This is a genomic window from Bradyrhizobium sp. USDA 4354 (genome assembly GCF_054060315.1).
Window position 1 is genome coordinate 2,639,484 of the sequence record NZ_JBSSDC010000001.1, and the last position, 20,725, is coordinate 2,660,208.

Sequence of the window (20,725 nt, forward strand, 5' to 3'; positions counted from 1 at the left end):
CCTAGCATGGGGCTCGACGGCGCGGGGCGGGGTGCTCAGGGATTTCGCGAGCTTGTGAGCGGAGGGGAACCACCGCATTCGCGAGGAATTCGCGTTCAACTCGGGGGTTATCGCTTCCAGCATCAAGCAGGACCGGCTCTCCACGCGGGCCGCCTGCCGCAAACATGCGTGGGGAGGAAGACGATGTGGAATCAGATCTATGATCCGTTGCACAGCCCGGTGCTGTCGACGATTGCGGCGGCAGTGCCCGTCGTCACGCTGCTGGTCCTGATCGCGAGCGGCCGCGTCCAGGCGCATATCGCGGCCGTCATCGCCGTGATCGTGACCAATCTGATCACGATCTTCGTCTTCACCATGCCGGCGAACATGTCGATCCGCGCCTCGGTGCTGGGCATCGTCACCGGGTTCTTCCCCATCGGCTGGATCGTTCTCAACGTCATCTTTCTCTACCAGGTGACGGTGACCACCGGGCGTTTCGAGCTCCTGAAACGCGCGGTCGGCGGCGTCACCGAGGACCGGCGGCTGCAACTGCTGCTGATCGCGTTCTCGTTCGGCGCGTTCTTCGAGGGTGCCTCGGGCTTCGGCACGCCGGTCGCGATCACGGGCGCGGTGCTGATCGGGCTCGGCTTCTCGCCGCTCGCCGCCTCCGGCCTGTCGCTGATCGCAAACACCGCGCCGGTCGCCTATGGCGCGCTGGGCACGCCGATCCAGGGCCTTGCCTCGGTCACAGGGCTCGATCCCTACATCCTGGGTGCGATGGTCGGCCGGCAATTGCCGTTCTTCTCGCTGATCGTGCCGTTCTGGGTGGTGTGGGCGTTCGCGGGGTGGAGGGGCATGAAGGACGTCTGGCCGGCGATCCTCGTCACCGGCGTGTCGTTCGCGATCCCGCAATATGTGATCTCGAACCACATCAATCCCTGGATCGTCGACATCGGGGCATCGCTGATCTCGATGGGGGCTCTCATCCTGTTTCTGAAGGTCTGGCACCCGAGGCAGCTGTGGCTGTCGCCGGAACTGCGCGGACACGACGCGTCGCATGCGACCATGGCGCCGGCGAAGCCGCTCGACAAAACTCCGCTCACGCAAGCCCAGCTCTGGAGCGCGCTCTTGCCGTGGGTCATCGTCTGCGTCGTCATGCTGCTGTGGGGAAGCGGCTGGTTCAAGACCTGGGCGAACTCGATCTTCACCTTCAACTACGCGGTTCCCGAGCTCGACAAGATGATCAACAAGATGCCGCCGGTGGCGGCGAAACCGACGCCGGAAGGCGCAGTGTTCGCCTTCACCTACCTGTCCTTCACTGGCACGGGCATGCTGATCGCGGCGATCATCTCCGGCTTCCTCATGGGCGTCGGTCCCGGCAAGCTGCTCGTTGAATATGGCCGTACTATCCGGCTGTGCGCGATCTCGCTGATCACCATCTCGGCGATGCTCGCGATCGGCACCCTGACACGCCTGTCCGGCGTCGACGCGACGCTCGGCCTCGCCTTCGCCGCCACCGGCGTGCTCTATCCCTTCTTCGGCACGCTGCTCGGCTGGCTGGGCGTGGCGCTGACGGGATCGGACACCGCCTCCAACGTGCTGTTCGGAAACCTGCAGAAGATCACCTCCGAGCAGCTCGGCCTGTCGCCGATCCTGATGGGCGCGGCGAACTCCTCCGGCGGCGTGATGGGCAAGATGATCGACGCGCAGTCGATCGTGGTCGCCTCCACCGCCACCAATTGGTACGGCCATGAAGGCACGATCCTGCGCTTCGTGTTCTGGCATTCGATCGTGCTGGCGTGCCTCGTCGGTGTGCTCGTGACGTTGCAGGCCTATGTCTGGCCGTTCACGGCGCTGGTGCTGAAGTAGCCGTCGACGCCGCGCTTCGACAAATCCCCGCGAGGTCCGCCCCGCAGGGATTTTGCGTCTGCCGCGAACCTTCTCAATGGCGCTGCCGTCTTATAGAAGGTGCCGCAAATCAGGTCGGACGAGAGGTCTCATGGTTTCGCTTCTGCGATTGGTGTGTGCGGCGGTTGCAATGCTCGCGATGTCCACGCTCGCGCGTGCCGAGGAGGGGTTCCCATTCGGCACCGAGATGACGCTGGAAGCGTCGCCGCAGGCAGGATCGAAGCGGATTCCGAACATCGAGATCGGCGACAATGGCGAGGTCGTGCTGGAGCTCTGGTGCAAGGGCGGCAAGGGTCAGTTCTCGGTTGCCGGCAATACCGTGATCTTCGTTCCCGGCCAGATCCAGGACCGCTCCTGTCCGCCGGCAAGGGCGCAGGCCGACGACGAGCTCGTCGCCGCGCTCGGCAGCGTCGAGACCTGGAAGCGCCAGGGCGACGTGCTGACGCTGATCGGCCCCAAGCCGCTGCGCTTCAGGACGACGGGGAACTAGGCCTCTCGAACGTTGCTCTCGTGTCCCGGACAAGGCGCGTCGCGCAAGCGATGCGCCGCAGAGCCGGGACCCAGTTTCTCGTCCGCGACGTCGCTTGTGGCTTCTGGGCCCCGGCTCTGCAGCGCATCACTGACGTGCTGCGCTGCGTCCGGGGCACGAGAAGCCTACTTCCACACCGACTTGTCGGCGTCCCAGCGCTGGCCTTTCAGCTCCTTCACCAGAGCCTCGATCGATCCGTTGTCGTCGGGCAGATCGCCTTCTTCGTCCGGGCTCGCGTCGTCGGAGAGATTGAGCCTGGCGCCGCTGCTCTCGTCGGCGGTCGTGGTCGCGGGGCTGCCGATCCAGAGCATGAGCTTGTCGGTGGTGCCCGGCTTGTCCGGCGAGACGAGGCCTGCGACCTCGATCGTGTCGGTGAGATCGAGCGCCGGAAAATCCTGGTTCGGTCGCTTGAACACCAGCTTGAGCTTGCCGGTGGCCGGGTTGAAGTTCTGCGAGACCGGCTTTGCCGCGAGCGTCCTGCTCAGCACGCTCGCCACTGCAGTCGCAAGCTTGCCCTTGTTGATCTTGTCGCCCTCGCGCCAGTCCGCCGCGGGGAAGCGGATGGTGCGGTCCATCTCGGTCATGCCCGCGGTCCAGCCTGCGGCCGTGACGCCGGGCATTGCCTTGAATTTCGACAGCAGTGCGCCGGCGCGCTCGGGATCGACCGACATGTTGATGGTCTGCTCGCCCGCGCGCAGCGCGTCGCAGCCGACCGTGAGGCTCGCCAGCGTCACCTCGACCTCCTGACCCCTCAGGCTCTTCAGGAACTCGGTCGCAGCGTCGAGCTTGACCTTGACTGCAATCGCTTCCGGCGAGACGTCGGTGAAATCCTTCGGCTGCGGCATGATGCCGTCATCGGAGGTCTGGTTGTCCAGGAATTCCCTTTCGCTGAGATCGGAATTGTCGGGCGAGGTGACCTCGGTCACCGCCTGGCCGATCGCGATCTGGCCGCGGAATTCGAACGTGTCGCCGGCCTGTTTGCGCGTCAGCTTGACGCTGACCGGCGACTTCTCGCCAAGGCTCTGCGTCGTTCCCGTCAACGTCTGGCCGGCGACCTGGAGATTGACGACGAAGCGGTCCTTGCGGTCGGAATTTTTCGCGATCGGATAACAGACGTCGAGCACCGCCGCAGTGACCGTCTTGCCCTGGCGCGTCTCCTTCAGGATCACGTCGGCATTGCCGTCCATCAGCCCGTCGATCGAAGTGAAATAGCGCGTCTCGGTTCCGCCCGGCACTGTCGCTTTCGGCGACAGCTTCATCTGGGCGGAGGCCGAGTGCGGCGAAACGGTGAGCAGGGCCGCCAAGACGGCTGTCGAACAGACCAGAAGCGCACGCATTGATGAAATCCTCGCGCAACGGGCATGATCCGGAAAAGTGTGAAGCGGTTTTCCGAGAGGATCATGCCCAAACAACTCGAATCGGCGCGCCACCGTAGTGGGTTTTGGCTGCCGGTTGAATCGGAAAGCGAAAGAGGCAGGGTCGGCAAAAAAGAAGGCCGCCCGGAGGCGGCCTTCGCAACACTGTCATGGGGCGGAGGCTTAGAAGCCGCCCATGCCGCCGCCGGCCGGCATGGCGGGCGGAGCTTCCTTCTTCGGCAGCTCGGCGACCATGGCCTCGGTGGTCACCAAGAGGCCGGCCACGGAGGAGGCGTCCTGCAGCGCGGTGCGCACCACCTTGGCGGGATCGATGATGCCCTTCTCGACCATGTCGACATAGTCCTCGTTCTGGGCGTCGAAGCCGAAGGTCTCGGACTTGTTCTCCAGGATCTTGCCGACCACGATCGAGCCTTCCACGCCCGCGTTCTCGGAGATCTGGCGGATCGGGGCTTCCAGGGCTTTCAGCACGATGTTGATGCCGGCCTGGACGTCATCATTGGCGTTGGTGAGACGGCCGACCGCCTTCTTGGCGCGGAGCAGCGCGACGCCGCCGCCGGGGACGATGCCTTCCTGCACCGCGGCGCGGGTGGCGTTGAGCGCGTCCTCGACGCGGTCCTTCTTCTCCTTGACCTCGATCTCGGTGGCGCCGCCGACCCGGATCACCGCAACGCCGCCCGCGAGCTTGGCGAGGCGCTCCTGGAGCTTCTCACGGTCGTAGTCCGAGGTGGTCTCCTCGATCTGGGCCTTGATCTGGCCGACGCGGGCCTCGATCTCGGGCTTCTTGCCGGCGCCCTTGACGATCGTGGTGTTCTCCTTGTCGATCACCACCTTGCCCGCGCGTCCCAGCATCTTCACCGTGACGTTCTCGAGCTTGATGCCGAGCTCCTCGGAGATGAGCTGGCCGCCGGTGAGGATCGCGATGTCCTCCAGCATGGCCTTGCGGCGGTCACCGAAGCCCGGCGCCTTCACCGCGGCCACCTTCAGGCCGCCACGGAGCCGGTTGACGACCAGGGTGGCCAGCGCCTCGCCCTCGACGTCCTCGGCGATGATGACGAGCGGCTTGCCCGATTGCACCACGGCTTCCAGCACCGGCAGCATGGCCTGCAGGCCCGAGAGCTTCTTCTCGTGCAGGAGGATGTAGGCGTCCTCGAGCTCGGCGGTCATCTTCTCGGCATTGGTGACGAAGTAGGGTGACAGATAGCCGCGGTCGAACTTCATGCCTTCGACGATGTCGACCTCGGTGTCGAGCGACTTGTTCTCCTCGACGGTGATGACACCCTCGTTGCCGACCTTCTGCATCGCCTGGGCGATCATCTTGCCGATGGCGGCATCGCCGTTGGCCGAGATGGTGCCGACCTGGGCGACCTCGGAGGAGGCGGCGACCGGCTTGGCGCGCTTCTCGATGTCCTTGACGACCGCGGCAACCGCGGTGTCGATGCCGCGCTTGAGGTCCATCGGGTTCATGCCGGCGGCAACCGCCTTGGCGCCTTCGCGCACGATGGCCTGGGCCAGCACGGTCGCGGTGGTGGTGCCGTCGCCGGCGAGGTCGTTGGTCTTGGAGGCGACCTCACGCACCATCTGGGCGCCCATGTTCTCGAACTTGTCCTCGAGCTCGATCTCCTTGGCGACGGTGACGCCGTCCTTGGTGATGCGGGGAGCGCCGAAGCTCTTCTCGATGACGACGTTGCGGCCCTTCGGGCCGAGCGTCACCTTGACGGCGTTGGCGAGAACGTCGACGCCGCGCAGCATGCGATCGCGCGCGTCTCCGGAAAACTTGACGTCTTTGGCAGCCATGATCTGCAATCCCTCGTGTTTCGTGATGTGTCTTGTCTTGTGCCGTGCGGCTGGCGCTCTCGTCGTCATTGCCGGGCTTGACCCGCCTGCGCGGCCGAAGCCGCTTCGGCGTGGCGTAGGCCCGGCAATCCATCATCTTGTGAGGAAGGATGGATGCCCGGGTCATCTAGCGCGAAGACGCGCTTCGCGCTTCTGCCCGGGCATGACAGTGGAGCATTCAGCGGCCGTTCAGGCGGATGGCCTTAGGCCAGCACGCCCATGATGTCCGACTCCTTCATGATCAGGAGCTCTTCGTTGTCGATCTTGACCTCGGTGCCCGACCACTTGCCGAACAGCACGCGGTCGCCGACCTTGAGGTCGATCGGGATCAGCTTGCCGGTCTCGTCGCGGCCGCCAGGGCCGACGGCGACGATCTCGCCCTGCGACGGCTTTTCCTTGGCGGTGTCGGGAATGATGATGCCGCCCTTGGTCTTTTCCTCGGCGTCGATACGTTTGACCACGACACGGTCATGCAGCGGACGAAATTTGGATTTAGCCATGACGTTTCCCTTTGGAGGCTCGCTTCGGAAGTAGTGGAAGTCGGTGGGGCGGCGCTTCCGTCCACCCTCTCCTCGAGGATCGAACGGCGCGCTTAGCAATCGGGCTTTCCGAGTGCTAATAGTGCGCCCGGAAATATGGCTTGGCCGCGATCCTGTCAAGCAAAGGTGGTTAAGCGGTTGTTGAGGCGGATATAGGATGGTGGCATTGGAAACTCGTTCGGGGCGACGGCGCACAAAAGGACGTCATTGCTCCGGCAGCGGTTTTGCGCTTGGCTGCGGGAGGGGTGCGGCCATGGTCTTGTTCGGGGGAATGCCATGATCAGTTCGGCTCACGCGCGCACGGTTGCCAATCTGGCGGCCGCCTGTTGTCTGGCGCTGTTGCTGGGCGCCTGCGGCGGCGGCATGAGCCTGCCGTCCTTCTCGTCGTCCCCGCCGCCGCCCGAGGCCGAACCGGGTGTCGCTCCGGAAATGCCCGCCACCATCCGCGCCGACGAGATCGTCGGCCGCTGGGGTCTCGCCTCGTTCCAGAACCCGGCCGACCGCGCCCGCACCGAGGCTGCCGCCCGGGCGCAGTGCAAGAACCCCTACGTGATCACCGCCGGCTCCTCCGGCGGCGTGGTCATGCATCTGGCCGACCAGGCGACGCCGCAGGAGCTGCGGCTGAAGGGCTCGCCGAGCGGCAAGAACTACATCGGGCCCGCCGGTCCAACCCCCGGCGAGCAGGATCGCGAGATCGTCTCCTTCGACGGCCGCGTCCTGATCACCCGCTTCATCGACAAGGACGCCGCCGTCCGCTACGGCAACATGGTCTACGTCCGCTGCGCGCCAAGGGCGTGATTGGGGTTCCGGCCTAACCACTCGTCATTGCGAGCGTAGCGAAGCAATCCAGAGTCTTTCCAGGGTGACAGTCTGGATTGCTTCGCTTCGCTCGCAATGACGGCAAACAAAAAACGCCGGCTTGCGCCGGCGTCTTGCTTTTCTCTTTGTCCGCGTCCGCTCAGTCGAACAGCGCGTCGATGTCGTCCTGCGAGGCGTGGCCGACGTCGCCGGCGAGCTTCGGGCCGTTGAGGAGCTTCTCGTCCTCGCTGCGGCTGTCGACCTGCGCCGGCACATGGACCTTGATCGCGTCGACGCCGCCCCAGATCTCCATCATCGCATTGATGTGCTGCTCGATGAACTTCATCGTGGTCATGACCTTGCTGATGCGCTGGCCGGTCAGGTCCTGGAAGTTGCAGGCTTCGAAGATCGAGATGACGCGTTCCTGGATGTCGTCGGCAAGGCGCTTCTGCTGATCGGCCGAGTCCACCTTGGACATTGCGCTGGCGGCCTGGTCGATCGATTCCGCGGCTTCGAGGATCTGCTGGGTCGCCTGCTCGGTGCCGCCGACCACCGCGCCGAGCTCGCCATTGACCTTGGCCATTTCGCCGCCGTCGAAGCTCTTGCCGTGCAGCGTCGCGATCTCGCGCTTGGTGCGATCGATGGCATCGTGGATGAGGTCGAGCTCGACCTTCAGCTTCTCGCATTGCTCGATCTGCGCCCGATAGGTCTCGAGCATGGTGCGGGCTTCGGCAAGCTCGTGGGCCGTCGAGGCGTCGATCGCAGCCATGGCAGCGCTGCCGGACAGCGGGGCCGCGACGACGCCCTTCGCCATCTGGGCGCGGATCGCGCGCAGCTCGGCCATGATCTCGCTATGCATCGGGATTGCCTCTTCAGTCTCATCCAGAATCGGCATCTCGCCGCTGACGATATCCTCGACGCGAAAACGTTTGCGGTGAACAGCCATCAGGTTACTCCCCCCACCTCACTCACGCGTCTTTGTAGGCAGAAGCGATTTAACACGAAGTTCACAGCGGAACTGCTGATCGGCCGCGCGCGACGCTGCGCAAACAAGCGATTAACCATGGATGTGGGGGCGTTCATGGAAAATAAACGCTGATCGCGAAATTGCGCCGCCACTCGCGACGTGGTGAATCGAAACGCGCTTTCCGTTTACCAAACAAAACGGCTTTTGCTTTTTATTGACCACGTCGAAGGGCGCGGATCAGCCACCGGCTCTCCACGACGCATGTGATCTAGACGAAACAGTACAGAGTACGTCGATGTTCAAGAAAATGTCTGTCGCGCTGCTCGGCAGCGCTTGCACCTTCATTGCCGGCGCGGATCGCGCCGCGGCTTTCGACAACAGCGTGCCGAACGATCCGCCCGCGGTGCTCTACCAGCCGCGCGTGCCGCCGGCGCCGGTACGCGTCGCTTCCAATTCCAACATGGGCGGCGGCTTCATCGAGTTCCTGTTCGGCGATGGTCCCGGCCGCGGTCCGGCTTACGCGCCGGAGCAGCCGGTGTATCAGCAGCAGCCGGCCTACTACGACCAGCGGCGCCTGCCGCCGATGGGCGAGCCGCAGATGCAGGGTGGATATCAGCAGGGCGCGGCTCTCCAGCAGGAAGCGGTCGATCCGCGGCAGCGTCCGTTCGATCCGAAATTCGAGAAACAGCTCGTTGACTATAACGGCAAGGAAAGTCCCGGCACCATCGTGGTCGATACGCCGAACAAGTTCCTCTATCTCGTCGAGGGCAACGGCCGGGCAATGCGCTACGGCATCGGCGTCGGCCGTCCCGGCTTCACCTGGTCCGGCGTGAAATCGATCACGGCCAAGCGCGAATGGCCGGACTGGACGCCGCCGGCCGAGATGCTCGCGCGCCGGCCCGATTTGCCGCGGCACATGGAAGGTGGTCCGGAAAATCCGCTCGGAGCCCGCGCGATGTATCTCGGCTCGACGCTCTATCGCATTCACGGCTCCAACGAGCCCTGGACCATCGGCACCAACGTCTCCTCCGGTTGCATCCGCATGCGCAACGAGGACGTCATCGATCTCTACGGCCGCGTCAACGTCGGCACCAAGGTCGTGGTGATGTGAAGCGTCGTGCGCTCGATGGGGCGATCAACTCCGCGTGCCGCGCCGGCTCGGGATGCGCGGCATCGAAGGGGTGCGTGCCGCCGAACGACTGGCTGGATGGTCTATGCCTGCTGACGGCGCCGCCTCGACCCGAGACGAGAGTTAGCGGAACGGCGACGACGAGTTGATGAAGCCTCATGCGGTGCGCGAGCCGAGCGGTTCAACCGCCGTACCGACAGCTCTGCCTTCCTGACGCGCTCGTGCAGTCCCTCCAACTCATACAATTCGGTGATGAGATGAGTTGTGACGTCGCTCAAGGTTGCAATGCGCTGCTGAAGTGGACTCATTCTTAAAACTCCCGACTATAGCCAAGAGAGGCAGCCACGGCGTGTGGCATAAGCAACGTGTTCTTCCAGTTGAACACCCATGTCCAAATTTGGAAATCCGGGAGTCTACGTGTCAGAGGGCGATTTCGCCTTCTATGGTGAAGCCAAGCGCGTCTGGTGACGTTCAGCTCGGTGCCATCCAACACCGCGTGCATTAGTCATATTATATCGAGCGGCTTCTCTGCGGGAGTGGCACAGAATGCGCTTGAGTCTCAGCCTCAAAAGAAACCGGCCGCCCGAAGGCGGCCGTTCCACATCTGCCAGGCGAATTGCTTACGCGTAATCATTGCCGCCGTCATCGCCGCCGTCGAAATCGCTGTCGTCGGCCATGTCGAAGTTGTCGTCGCGATTGTCGTCGTAATTCTGGTCGTTGTTGTCGCGGTCATTCGACGCCTGGTCGACGAAGCCCTGCCGGCTGTCCCGGTTCGAGCCGATGTCGTTCAGGCCCGCATCGCGCGCGAGCGAGCCGCCGGACTGATCGCTGCCGCCCCAAGGGCTTCCACCTGCGCTGCGGTCGCCCAGGGCATTGGTATCGCCAAAAGCCTGTTGGTGCGGTCCACCCATCATGCCGCGGATGCTGGAGAGCAGCAGCGAGCCGCCGACAACGCCGGCGGCGGCCGCCGCCGCCGTGCCGAGGAACGAGCCGCCACCGCCACCAACCGGCGGGGCACCATAACCTTGTCCCGGGCCTTGGCCGTAAGCCTGTCCGTAAGGCGGCGCGCCGTAACCCGGCTGGCCCTGCTGCATCGCCTGTCCGGTGTTCCAGACCGGTCGCTGCTCACGCGGCGGCACGTTCGGAACCGAGCCGCGCGAGGGGCTCCCGCCGAACAGCGTGTCACGCATGGTGTCGAGGAAGCCGCCGGGCTGGGCGGGCTCGGGCGCTTGGGCGGCTTCCAGCTCCTGGATGCGATTATGAGCGCGCTTCAGCGCTTCGTCCTGCAACAGCGTGGTCTGCACCAGCGCGTAGACCGCGCCGGGCGCCTTACGCAGGCCATCGGAAATCGCGGCGGTCGCATCAGGATCGCGCGGTGCATTTTCCAGCTTTGAAAGCCGGTCGAAAAGGTCGTCGACGAGCTGGCGTTCCTGCGGCGTCATGATCTGTCTCCTCTGCGCAAAACCAAGCGCGCAGGAGATGTAGGGTTCCATTGTGGCCCCAACAGTGCCGGCCGGATTAAATTTCCGTATGCGACAAGCTGCCTCCCGGCGCGCTTTTCGCCGGTTTCATCCCAGTGTCACGTTGCTGTCCGCCAGCAGGCGCGCGAAGGCGTCGCCCGAGAGATAGGCGTGCTCGCGCTCGCGGACATCGGTCATCGGGTCGAGGCCGGCGAGGACGTCATCGACGAAGCCGGGGTGGCACATCACGAGACCGCCATCGGGAAGGCCTTCCAGGAACTGCCGCATCAGCGCGCCGAAATCGGCGGCGCGCGTAAAATCATAGGCGCCGGCGAAGGCGGGATTGAAGCTGAGGCCGGCGCTGGCGGCGCGGCGGCGGAATTGCGCGCTGAGGATATCGAGCACCATGGCTTTGGGTGAGGCAAGCCGCTGCGCCAGCGGCAGATCGCGGCCGCCCTGGCGCACCCAGGCGTTTGGTGCAGCCTCGACGACCGCATCGACAAAGCCGTCGCGCACCTGCGGATAGAGCTGCACATGTTGGTGGCCGTCGACGAAATCAGGGGCGCGTCCGAACGCTTCCATGAAGGCGGCCAGCTGCGCCTTCACCTCGTTGCGGAAGAATTCACGGTCGAGCCGCCGCATCAATCCGGCGCGCAGCAGTTTTGGAAACGGCATGAACATGTCGCCGTCCAGAGGACGGAAGTGCATGGTGAGCGGCCGGAACGGCGCCGACAGCGTCACATGCAATCCGATCGCGCAGCGCGGGCTTTGCGTTGCCGAAGCCTGAAGCGCCTCGACTTCGCCGCGCGCGATCGCGGGTCCCACCATCATCACCGAAGTGGCGTTGAGGCGGCCGCGTTCGATCAGGTCGCGGATGGCGCGGTTGACGCCCGGGCTGATGCCGTAATCGTCAGCGCAGAGCCAGATTCGCCGCGGGCGCGCGGCGGTGCTCATTCGGCTGCCGTCCTGCTCGCGGCGTCCTGGCTTGAAGCGTCCTGGGCCTTGCCGGCTTCGAAATGCTTCTCGCTGTGCTCGGCGACGAAGTAGATCGGGCGCGCCTTCAACTCGGACAGGATCTTTCCGATATATTCGCCGACGATGCCGATCATGATGAGCTGCACGCCGCCGATGGTCATCAGGCCGATCACGAGCGAGGGATAGCCGGGGACCTGCTTGCCTGTGGTCCAGACCTCCCAAAGGATCGACAGGCCGAACAGGAAGGCACCTCCGGCGAGGATAACGCCGAGCAGGCTGGCGAAACGCAAAGGCGCCACCGAGAACGAGGTCAGGCCTTCGATCGAGAGACCGAGCAGGCTTGCGGCGTTGAAGGTGGTGACGCCATGGGCGCGCGCCGCAGGCTCGTAGTCGACGCGGATCTGGCGAAAGCCGATCCAGCTGGCGAGGCCCTTGAAGAAGCGGTTGCGTTCCGGCAGCTGCCTGAGCGCGGCGACTGCGCGCGGCGACAGCAGGCGGAAGTCGCCGGCGTCTTCCGGAATCTTCTGGCGGGCGCCCCAATTGATCAGTGCGTAGAAGCCATGCACCGCGACACGGCGCAGGAAGGGCTCGTTGTCGCGATGCGCCTTGGCGGTATAGACGACGTCATAGCCATCATCGATCCAGTGACGCACCAGCTGTTCGATCAGCGCCGGCGGATGCTGGCCGTCGCCGTCCATGAACATCACGGCGCCGAGCCGGGCATGGTCGAGGCCCGCCATCAGCGCGGCTTCCTTGCCGAAATTGCGCGACAGGGACACCACCTGGACGTCGATTGCGTCGGCCGGCAGCGACCGGGCGATCGACAACGTCGCATCCGCGCTGCCGTCGTCGACATAAACGACCTCGCAACCGAGGCGATAGCGCTGCCGCAAGGTCTTTGCGAGATCGCAGATGCGCTGATGCAGGGCGGCGAGGCCGGCCGCCTCGTTGTAGACGGGAATGACGATCGACAGCCCCTTCGCTGCGGCGCTAGCTGCGGTGGTCGTCATGCCGGATACGTCAGAGCCCAGCGTCATCGATCAAGGTTCCAGAGGCGTTTAGGTCTTCTCAACAGCATATGGTAGCTGCCGTTTGCTGTCGCTACGCTGAACGAAACTGCTCAAAAACGTTGGGCTCACCGCCCCAGAAACGCCTCGAGCTTGGCGAATAGCGGGTTCTCCCGGTCGAACACGTAGTCGAGCGAGACCACCGAGACGGTCTCGGCGCCATGCTCGCGCAGGAAGCTTGCCAGCGCATAGAGCTGCCCGGGCGGGCAGTGCAGCGTCAGCATGCCTGACGAAGTCGGACCGCCGAACGGGGCCTCGACTCCGTATCGGCTGTGGGCCTCGCCGAGCAGGGCGGCGTCGCATTGCCGGAAGCGGGTGCGGACCTCGCGGTACTTGTTGGCCCGCGCCCGTGCTGCGATGTGATCGAGGATGACGCGCGCGGTCTCGCGCGCATGCGGCGACCAGTCGGCCTCTTTGGAGGCCACCAGATTGGCCTGGCTGCGCAGGATCACGCCGTCGTCGAGCACCCGCAGGCCGTTGGCGGCGAGCGTCGCGCCGGTGGTGGTGATGTCGACGATCAGCTCGGCGCTGCCGGCCGCCGGCGCGCCCTCGGTCGCCCCCGCGCTTTCGACGATGCGGTAATCCGTGATGCCGTGAGCCTGGAAGAAGCCGCGGGTGAGGTTGACGAACTTGGTCGCGACCCGCATCCGCATGTGATGTTGCTCGCGGAAGCCGGTGGTGACGTCGTCGAGGTCTGCCATGGTGCGGACGTCGATCCAGGCCTGCGGCACCGCGACGACGACATCGGCATAGCCGAAGCCGAGCCCTTCGATCAGCGACACGCGCCTGTCGGCATCCGCGATGGTCTCGCGCACCAGGTCCTCGCCGGTGACGCCAAGATGCGCGAAGCCGCGGGACAGTTGCGAGGCGATCTCGCTCGCCGAGAGATAGGCGACCTCGACATTGTCGAGGCCGGCGATGGTGCCGCGATAGTCGCGGGCGCCGCCGGCCTTCGACAGCTTGAGCCCGGCGCGGGCGAAGAAAGCCTCGGTATTCTCCTGCAGGCGGCCCTTGGAGGGAACGGCCAGAACGAATGGCGCGCTCATGACTTAAGCTCCCACCTTGCGGCCGATCCGGTTCAGCGCGTCCACCCAGACCGAGAAGCCGACCGCGGGGATCGGCGCGGTCGAGCCGAGCTGGGTCATCAGCCCGTCATAGCGGCCGCCGGCGACCAGCGGCTCGGCGCCGTTGCCCCTGTGATGAAGCTCGAATTCGAAGCCGGTGTAATAATCGAGCCCGCGCCCGAATGCGGTCGAGAAGCGCGTCTGCTTCACGTCGATGCCGCGCGCGGCCATGAAGCCGACCCGGCTCTCGAATTGGTCGACTGCCGAGGCGAGATCGAGCTTCGCGTCGGTCGTGAGCGCGCGCAGCTCGGCAATGGCATCGTCGGGATTGCCCGATATCGACAGGAAGCGCTTGAGCACGGTGACCGCCTCGCGCGGCAGCGCGCCGCCCTTCAGCGTCGATTGCTCGAGAAAGCGGTCGGCGATCTCGGCCGTGGTGCGGCCGCCGACATGGGTGGTGCCGGCAATCGACATCAGATCGGTGACGAAGGCGAGCGCCGCCTTGCGGTCGGAGCCGGCAAGGGCAGCCAGCACGCCCTCATATTCGCTGCGGGTCGCGGTGGCTGCGGCTGCCAGTCGCTCCAGATCCTTCTCCAGGCTGATCTTGCGGTTGAAATCCTTGACCAGGCGACGGCGCCAGACCGGATAGAGGTTGAGTGCGTCCAGTAGGGCATTGAACAGCGCGACATCGCCGGTGCGGATCTCGACGTCGCGGACGCCGAAGGCGGCGGTCGCCTCCAGCGCCAGTGCCAGCATCTCGGCATCGGCCGCGGCGCGGTCCTGACGGGCGAATGATTCGATGCCGGCTTGCAGGAATTCGCTGCCCTGGCCGCTGCGGTAGCGGAACACCGGGCCGAGATAGCTGAATCCGGCCGGCTGGCCGGCGCGCCCCGAGGCCAGGTAGTCGCGCGCCACCGGAATGGTCAGGTCCGGGCGCAGGCAGAGCTCCTCGCCGGAGAGGTCGGTGGTGAGGTACAGGCTCTTGCGGATGTCCTCGCCGGAAAGGTCCAGGAACGGCTCGGCCGGTTGCAGGATGGCGGGCTCGGCCCTGACATAGCCGGCCTGCGCGAACGACAAGAGCAGCGTATCCGCCCAGGCGGCGGAGCCGGCAGCATTTGAGTTGGCAGTCGCGGTCATAACAGGGTCCATGGTCCCGGTGGAACCGGGCAGGGCAAGGGGAGGCAAGCGAATTGCCGCAGCCCTTAGCATGGCCCGAAAGCGGTTTCGACCTCCAAAGGATCAATCGCTTAACGGGTGGGCAATGCGCAGGATCAGGCGGTTCTCCCGCCCCAATCGCCAAGCACCGCCTGCACCAGCGCCAGCGCGGCCACAGCGGCCGTGTCGGCCCGCATGATTCGCGGGCCGAGCGCCAGCCGCAGGATCCTGGGCTGCCGCAGCAGCAGCGCGCGCTCTTCCTCGGCGAAGCCGCCTTCGGGGCCGATCAGCACGTCGATACCTTGACTGGACTCGCGGGCGCTTTCCAGGCTCTGAATGGCGTCTTGGACCTCTGCCGCCTCATCGCAGAAGATCAGCAACCGGCCCGCGGCGCGCTGGCTCAAAAAGCGCTCCAGCGGCACCGGCTCGGCCACGGTGGCGATGCTGAGGATGCCGCATTGCTCGGCCGCCTCGACCACATTGGCGCGCATCCGCTCGGTGTTGACCCGGGAGGCCTGGGTATACCTGGTCAGGACCGGTTGCAGGCTGGCGGCGCCCATCTCAATGGCCTTCTGGACCATGTAGTCGAGCCGGGCATGCTTGAGAGGGGCGAAGACGTAAGTCAGGTCGGCAAGCCGGTCCTGCGGCCGGGTCTGCTGGAGGATGACGAGGCCATCCGGCCGCTTGCGGCCTTCGATGGCGGCCTGCCATTCGCCGTCGCGGCCGTTGAAGGCCAGGACTTCTGCCCCGGCGGCCAGCCGCAGCACGTTGCCCAGATAATTGCTCTGGTCGCGGTCGAGCGGCACCCTGGCGTCCTGGGCGAGGGGGGCGTCAACGAACAGGCGAGGGGCGCGAAAATCGTGGGAGGGCATCGTTCAAGGGTCCGATCTGCCGCCGTTCTTAACCGAAACCAGTACTTTTGGGGGTAAATATCGCCGAATTGGTGCGTCTCCGCGCCGCGCTCTTGCCCTATTCGACGGGTTGTTAAGGGCCGGCGGGAATCGTAAAAACGCGAACACGCTTGGTTGCGCTTCAATTGGGAAGACGCCGAACCCCGTAAGCTCCTGCCGGAGAGACTGCCTTCATGATCCGTCATCTGATGGTTCCGATCACTGCCGCCATGGTCGCCATGGGAGCCGCGGGCGCTTATGCGCAAAGCGCCTTCCCGGCACCGCTGCCAAACCAGGCCGCGAACAGCTCCGCGTTTCCGCCCGTGAACGGCTCGGCGCCCGTCGCCTCCGTCGGCACGGCGCCGCAATCGTCCTTTCCCGTGAACGGCGCCGCGCCGCTCGGCGGCGCCGGCGCTTTCAGCGCCGCTCCGCCGACGCAAGCCGGTCCCGGCGAGGACTGCATGAAGGCCTTCATTCCGCTGCGTGAGGAGGCCGAGAAGCGCGGCAAGCTGATCAAGGCCGCGAGCGACCGTCATGCACCGCCGGACGAGGCCTGCAAGCTGATCCGCAATTTCAGCCAGGCCGAGACCAAGATGATCAAGTACATCGAGAGCAACGCCGCCAAATGCGGAATCCCGCCGCAGGTCAGTGCTCAGATGAAGGACGGCCACAAGAACACCGAGGCCATGGCGACGAAAGTCTGCAACGTTGCGCAGCAGATGCAGCAACAGCAGACGCGTCCGGCCGGTCCGTCGCTGAGCGAGGTGCTGGGGTCGGGTTCGGCGCCTGAGGCCAATGCCGGCAAGAAGGGTGGCAGCACCTTCGATACGCTCAACGGCAACGTCCTGACCCGATGATACACGTGCCGCCGATTTGAAGTTCCTACGGTGCTTGCCGCGAGATCCTCATAGGAACTTCAAATCGATAAGCGGCACGTGAATTATGATTTTCTTGCTAGTGCCCTTGTAGTTTTCGAAGTTCGTACCGGAATACGCCGCGATGGAATACGAACTTCGAAAACTGGGCACCAGCTCATCCGCCCGCGTTGCCGATTCCACTGGCAACTGGGTCGATACGCTCGCGCCGCTCTGGGCGCGACCTTACCTCCGCCTGTCTCGCTTCGACCGTCCGATCGGCTCCTGGCTTCTCTTGATGCCATGTTGGTGGTCGGCGGCGCTGGCCGCCGGCATGGCGCACGACGTCCGCGGCCTGCCGCTCACCATCGTGCTGTTTTTCATCGGCGCCTTCGTGATGCGCGGGGCCGGCTGCACCTGGAACGACATCACCGACCGCGATCTCGACGACAAGGTCGAGCGCACGCGTTCGCGGCCGCTGCCGTCAGGGCAGGTGACCACGAAGCAGGCGCTGGTCTTCATGGTCGCACAGGCGCTGATCGGTCTCGTGGTGCTCCTGCAATTCAACCGCTTCGCGATTGCGACCGGCATCGCCTCGCTCGTGATCGTCGCGATCTATCCCTTCATGAAGCGCATCACCTGGTGGCCGCAGATCGTGCTCGGCCTTGCCTTCTCGTGGGGCGCCTTGATGGGATTTGCCGTCACCTTCGGACGCATCGACGTCACTGCGCTCGTGCTCTATGCCGGCGCGATTTCCTGGGTGATCGGCTATGACACGATCTACGCGCATCAGGACACCGAGGATGACGCGCTGATCGGCATCAAGTCGACCGCGCGCCTGTTCGGCGCGCATACGCGCCAGGCGCTGATCCTGTTCTACGGGCTCGCGGTGATGCTGATCGGCATCGCGCTGGCGTCGGGCGATGCGCGCTGGCCGGCCTGGCTCGGGCTGATCGCCTTCGCCGCGCATCTCGCCTTGCAGATCGTGCGCTTGAAGATCTACGATCCCGAGCTGTGCCTTCGCCTGTTCAAGTCGAACCGCGATGCTGGCTTGCTGCTGTTTGCGGGATTGCTGGTGGACGCCGTGATGCGGGCGGCGTAGCTCTCGTAGGGTGGGCAAAGGCGCCCATGCGCCGTGCCCACCATCTTTTCCAAGATTGAGACAGAAGCGGTGGGCACGCTTTCGCTTTGCCCACCCTACGGCACCTTTAATTCCTCGCGATGATCTCGCGTTCGGCGCGATGAACCGGCAGCTCGCGCGCGATGCCCGTGCGCCGGCGCATCAGGAATTTCGGGCGGCGGGCGCGGATCGCGTTGGCGCGGCGACGGCGGGCTGCGGGCTTGCGGGCGCCCTCGTCGAGCTGCGGCAGCGCGAAGAGCTCGCTCCAGATCGCCCAGGCTTGCGCGATCTCGTCCGCATCGGCGCCGACCAGCAGCGGAATGGACAGCGAGGGATCGCGATGCACGAGGACGAGCGTCTGCGCTTCGTCGTTTCCGCGCAAGGCGACGCCGGTGAAGTCGGCAACGCGCACGTTGATCGCCATCTGCATGCCGCGGACGGCACGACGCAGCACGACGCGCTCGCGATGAAGCTCGATCTGCCTGACATGTCCGTCGGCGCGCGGATCGTGCGCATCGAAGCGGACCGGAAGGGAAAGAGGGTCGAGCCGCAAGGAGCGGCTCGACCCGGCGGGGTTGGCCCCGCATGTTGCTGTTTGACGCCTCACGGCTTAGTTCTCCCCGCCGGGATTATGTTCCCGGTCGATGCGAAGACCTTAGCGCGCGCCGGTCCGAAACCGCTTAAAAAGGCTGGTTAACCCACCGTCACTGCTCCTCATGATTGACAAGACCTTGGCGCGCATGATTGACGAGACGTTGCGCGAGCGCTGCGAATCTGAGCTTTTGGCGGGCTGAAAATGCTTGAAGTCCGCGCAATCAGGGCACATCTGTGGGTTCCGGTCCCGAACCCCGCCCCAACAGGATTTCGTTCGTGAACTCTTCACCAAGCTCGACGCTATCGACCCAAAATTCGTCGCAGGCCAATCGCGACCTGTTCGATCAGTCCGCGCTCTCCGATCTCGCGCAGCGCCTGGTCGAGGCGGCCAGACGCGCCGGCGCGGATGCGGCCGATGCGGTCGCGGTGCGCGGCGTCTCGCAGGGCGTCGAGGTCCGCGACGGCCGTGTCGAGGAATCCGAGCGGTCCGAGGGCGACGATGTCGGCCTGCGCGTGCTGGTCGGCCAGCGCCAGGCGGTGGTCTCGACCAACGACGTCAGCGGCGATGCCGTCACCAAGCTCGCCGAACGCGCGGTGGCGATGGCGCGTGTCGCGCCCGACGACAAATTTGTCGGCCTCGCCGATCCCGCGCTGCTCGCGCGCGACTTCCCCGATCTCGACCTGCTCGATCCCAATGTGCCCGCGACCGCCGAGCTCGAGCGCCGCGCGCTCGCGGCCGAAGCTGCGGCGCTCGGCGTGAAGGGCGTGAGCAAGTCCGGCGGCGCGTCGGCTTCCGCCGGCATCGGCGGCATGGTGCTCGTCACCTCGACCGGCTTCCACGGCTCTTACCTCCGCTCCAGCCAGGGCATTTCCGCAACCGCCATATCGGGCGAAGGCACCGGCATGGAACGCGACTACGACTTCACCTCGGCGCCGCATGGCGCCGATCTGTTGTCGCCGGAAGCCGTCGGCCGTTCCGCCGGCGAGCGCACCGTGGCACGCTACAATCCGCGCAAGGTCGAGACCTGCAAGGTGCCGGTCGTGTTCGATCCGCGCGTCGCCGGCTCGCTGGTCGGCCACCTCGTCGGCGCCATCAACGGCGCTTCCATCGCGCGCAAGACCAGCTTCCTCAAGGACAAGCTCGGCCAGCAGCTGTTTGCCAAGAACATCCGCGTCGTCGACGATCCCTTGCGCAAGCGCGGCCTGCGCTCGCAGACCTTCGATGCCGAAGGCGTCGCGGTGAAGCGGACCGCGCTGGTCGACGAGGGCGTGCTGACGACCTGGCTGCTCGATTGCGCGACCGCGCGCGAGCTCGGCCTCACCACGACCGGCCATGCCCATCGCGGTGTTTCCTCCTCGCCCTCGCCGGGACCGTACAATCTGCATCTCGAGCCCGGCACGCCGACGCCGGCCGAGCTGATCGCGGATATCAAACAGGGCTTCTACGTCACCGATCTGATCGGCTCCGGCGTCAACGGCGTCACCGGCGATTACAGCCGCGGCGCCTCCGGCTTCTGGATCGAGAACGGCGAGATCACCTATCCCGTCAGCGAAGTCACGATCGCCGGGCACCTGTTCGAGATATTCAAGTCGATGCAGCCGGCGAACAATCTCGAATTCCGCTACGGCATCAATGCGCCGACGGTGCGCATCGAGGGTTTGACGCTTGGCGGACGCTGACGCGCACTCTCTCGACGAAACCACCCTGACCCGTGACGCGGCGCTGCTGAAGGACACGGTGCGGGAGGCGGGTGCGCTGGCGCAGTCGATGTTCCGGACCGAGCTGAGGAAGTGGACCAAGGGCGCGTCCTCGCCGGTGTCGGAGGCCGACATCGCCGTCAACGACCTGCTCGAAACGCGCCTGCGCGCCGCCACGCCCGACTATGGCTGGCTGTCCGAGGAGAGCGCCGACGATGCGGCGCGGCTGTCGCGGCGGCTGACTTGGATCGTCGATCCCATCGACGGCACGCGCAATTATCTCGGCGGGCATGACGAATGGTGCGTCAGCGTTGCGCTGGTCGAGGATGCTGCGCCGGTGCTGGCCGCGGTGTTCGCGCCGGCGAGCGAGGAGTTCTTCTTCGCGGTGCGCGGCCTGGGCACGACGCTCAACGACAAGCCGGTGCGGGCGACGGCCGGATCCGAGCTCGACTTCGCCCGCGTCGCCGGCCCGAAGCCGCTGGTCGAGCGGCTGAAGCCGTCACTCGGCGAGATCAAGCTGCATCGGCGAATCGGCTCGCTGGCGCTGCGGCTGTGCCGCGTGGCCCATGGCGCGCTGGATGCGGCTTTTGCGGGGGGCAACAGCCATGATTGGGACCTTGCGGCGGCCGATTTGATCGTGCAGGAAGCGGATGGTAGGATGAGCGACCTCTCCGGAGATCCCATCCTCTATAACCGCCGGGAAGTGGCGCACGGGGTGCTGGTGGCAGCGGGACGCGATCGTCATGCGGGCATTGTCGCGCATTTCCGCAACCGTCCCTTAGCCTAAAGC

19 protein-coding genes are annotated in these 20,725 nt (G+C 65.4%); 8 read left to right on the plus strand and 11 right to left on the minus strand.

Annotated features, from left to right (window positions below; translation table 11 throughout):
- Nucleotides 1–183 precede the first annotated feature (183 nt).
- Both ACVIIV_RS12325 and ACVIIV_RS12330 read left to right on the plus strand, forming a co-directional pair.
- Entirely contained in the window at nt 184–1,848 is a 1,665-nt protein-coding gene (locus ACVIIV_RS12325) for an L-lactate permease (RefSeq protein ID WP_456744426.1), read from the plus strand.
- 130 nt (nt 1,849–1,978) lie between these two features.
- Nucleotides 1,979–2,377 carry an META domain-containing protein gene (locus ACVIIV_RS12330; protein WP_456744427.1) on the plus strand — a complete coding sequence of 133 codons (399 nt, stop codon included), beginning with the start codon at nt 1,979–1,981 and terminating at the stop codon, nt 2,375–2,377.
- 164 nt (nt 2,378–2,541) lie between these two features.
- Here ACVIIV_RS12330 and ACVIIV_RS12335 read toward each other — a convergent pair whose 3' ends face one another.
- From ACVIIV_RS12335 to ACVIIV_RS12345, 3 genes are all read right to left on the minus strand, one after another.
- Nucleotides 2,542–3,753, minus strand: coding sequence for a hypothetical protein (locus ACVIIV_RS12335; RefSeq protein WP_456744428.1), 1,212 nt, complete (start codon nt 3,751–3,753; stop codon nt 2,542–2,544).
- A gap of 201 nt (nt 3,754–3,954) precedes the next feature.
- Entirely contained in the window at nt 3,955–5,586 is a 1,632-nt protein-coding gene (gene groL / locus ACVIIV_RS12340) for a chaperonin GroEL (RefSeq protein WP_456744429.1), read from the minus strand.
- 242 nt (nt 5,587–5,828) lie between these two features.
- Nucleotides 5,829–6,125: a co-chaperone GroES gene (locus ACVIIV_RS12345; RefSeq protein WP_008544107.1), complete on the minus strand. Its 297-nt coding sequence runs from the start codon at nt 6,123–6,125 to the stop codon at nt 5,829–5,831.
- 315 nt (nt 6,126–6,440) lie between these two features.
- Here ACVIIV_RS12345 and ACVIIV_RS12350 point away from each other — a divergent pair, with 315 nt between their 5' ends.
- Nucleotides 6,441–6,962: a hypothetical protein gene (locus ACVIIV_RS12350; protein ID WP_456744430.1), complete on the plus strand. Its 522-nt coding sequence runs from the start codon at nt 6,441–6,443 to the stop codon at nt 6,960–6,962.
- A 160-nt stretch (nt 6,963–7,122) separates the two neighbouring features.
- On the opposite strand, the gene ACVIIV_RS12355 is transcribed toward ACVIIV_RS12350, so the two are convergent.
- On the minus strand, nt 7,123–7,908 hold the full coding sequence (locus ACVIIV_RS12355; protein WP_456744431.1) for a protein phosphatase CheZ: 786 nt from the start codon (nt 7,906–7,908) through the stop codon (nt 7,123–7,125).
- A 316-nt stretch (nt 7,909–8,224) separates the two neighbouring features.
- Between ACVIIV_RS12355 and ACVIIV_RS12360 the strand changes: the two genes are divergently transcribed.
- Entirely contained in the window at nt 8,225–9,040 is an 816-nt protein-coding gene (locus tag ACVIIV_RS12360) for a L,D-transpeptidase family protein (protein ID WP_456744432.1), read from the plus strand.
- 638 nt (nt 9,041–9,678) lie between these two features.
- Here ACVIIV_RS12360 and ACVIIV_RS12365 read toward each other — a convergent pair.
- The 6 genes from ACVIIV_RS12365 to ACVIIV_RS12390 form a co-directional block, all read right to left on the minus strand.
- The gene (locus tag ACVIIV_RS12365; protein WP_456744433.1) at nt 9,679–10,500 is read right to left on the minus strand and encodes a DUF2076 domain-containing protein; all 822 of its coding nucleotides are present in this window, start codon (nt 10,498–10,500) and stop codon (nt 9,679–9,681) included.
- A gap of 126 nt (nt 10,501–10,626) precedes the next feature.
- Complete coding sequence (locus ACVIIV_RS12370) at nt 10,627–11,472, minus strand: ChbG/HpnK family deacetylase (protein ID WP_456744434.1); 846 nt, start codon at nt 11,470–11,472, stop codon at nt 10,627–10,629.
- Nucleotides 11,469–12,530, minus strand: a complete 1,062-nt coding sequence (locus tag ACVIIV_RS12375; RefSeq protein WP_456744435.1) for a glycosyltransferase family 2 protein — start codon at nt 12,528–12,530, stop codon at nt 11,469–11,471. The genes ACVIIV_RS12370 and ACVIIV_RS12375 overlap by 4 nt, the downstream gene beginning before the upstream one ends.
- Before the next feature lie 98 nt (nt 12,531–12,628).
- Nucleotides 12,629–13,606, minus strand: a complete 978-nt coding sequence (gene hisG, locus ACVIIV_RS12380; RefSeq protein ID WP_456744436.1) for an ATP phosphoribosyltransferase — start codon at nt 13,604–13,606, stop codon at nt 12,629–12,631.
- A 3-nt stretch (nt 13,607–13,609) separates the two neighbouring features.
- The gene (locus tag ACVIIV_RS12385) at nt 13,610–14,761 is read right to left on the minus strand and encodes an ATP phosphoribosyltransferase regulatory subunit (protein ID WP_456744437.1); all 1,152 of its coding nucleotides are present in this window, start codon (nt 14,759–14,761) and stop codon (nt 13,610–13,612) included.
- 134 nt (nt 14,762–14,895) lie between these two features.
- Entirely contained in the window at nt 14,896–15,651 is a 756-nt protein-coding gene (locus ACVIIV_RS12390) for a 16S rRNA (uracil(1498)-N(3))-methyltransferase (protein ID WP_456744438.1), read from the minus strand.
- A 212-nt stretch (nt 15,652–15,863) separates the two neighbouring features.
- Here ACVIIV_RS12390 and ACVIIV_RS12395 point away from each other — a divergent pair, with 212 nt between their 5' ends.
- Complete coding sequence (locus tag ACVIIV_RS12395; protein ID WP_456744439.1) at nt 15,864–16,526, plus strand: hypothetical protein; 663 nt, start codon at nt 15,864–15,866, stop codon at nt 16,524–16,526.
- A gap of 142 nt (nt 16,527–16,668) precedes the next feature.
- On the plus strand, nt 16,669–17,625 hold the full coding sequence (gene ubiA, locus ACVIIV_RS12400) for a 4-hydroxybenzoate octaprenyltransferase (RefSeq protein WP_456744440.1): 957 nt from the start codon (nt 16,669–16,671) through the stop codon (nt 17,623–17,625).
- Between the two features lie 106 nt (nt 17,626–17,731).
- Here ubiA and ACVIIV_RS12405 read toward each other — a convergent pair whose 3' ends face one another.
- Complete coding sequence (locus ACVIIV_RS12405; RefSeq protein ID WP_456744441.1) at nt 17,732–18,250, minus strand: DUF6101 family protein; 519 nt, start codon at nt 18,248–18,250, stop codon at nt 17,732–17,734.
- 263 nt (nt 18,251–18,513) lie between these two features.
- On the opposite strand from ACVIIV_RS12405, the gene ACVIIV_RS12410 reads away from it, so the two are divergent.
- Complete coding sequence (locus tag ACVIIV_RS12410) at nt 18,514–19,917, plus strand: TldD/PmbA family protein (protein ID WP_456744442.1); 1,404 nt, start codon at nt 18,514–18,516, stop codon at nt 19,915–19,917.
- Nucleotides 19,904–20,722, plus strand: coding sequence for a 3'(2'),5'-bisphosphate nucleotidase CysQ (locus ACVIIV_RS12415; protein WP_456744443.1), 819 nt, complete (start codon nt 19,904–19,906; stop codon nt 20,720–20,722). The genes ACVIIV_RS12410 and ACVIIV_RS12415 overlap by 14 nt, the downstream gene beginning before the upstream one ends.
- Nucleotides 20,723–20,725: the final 3 nt, after the last annotated feature.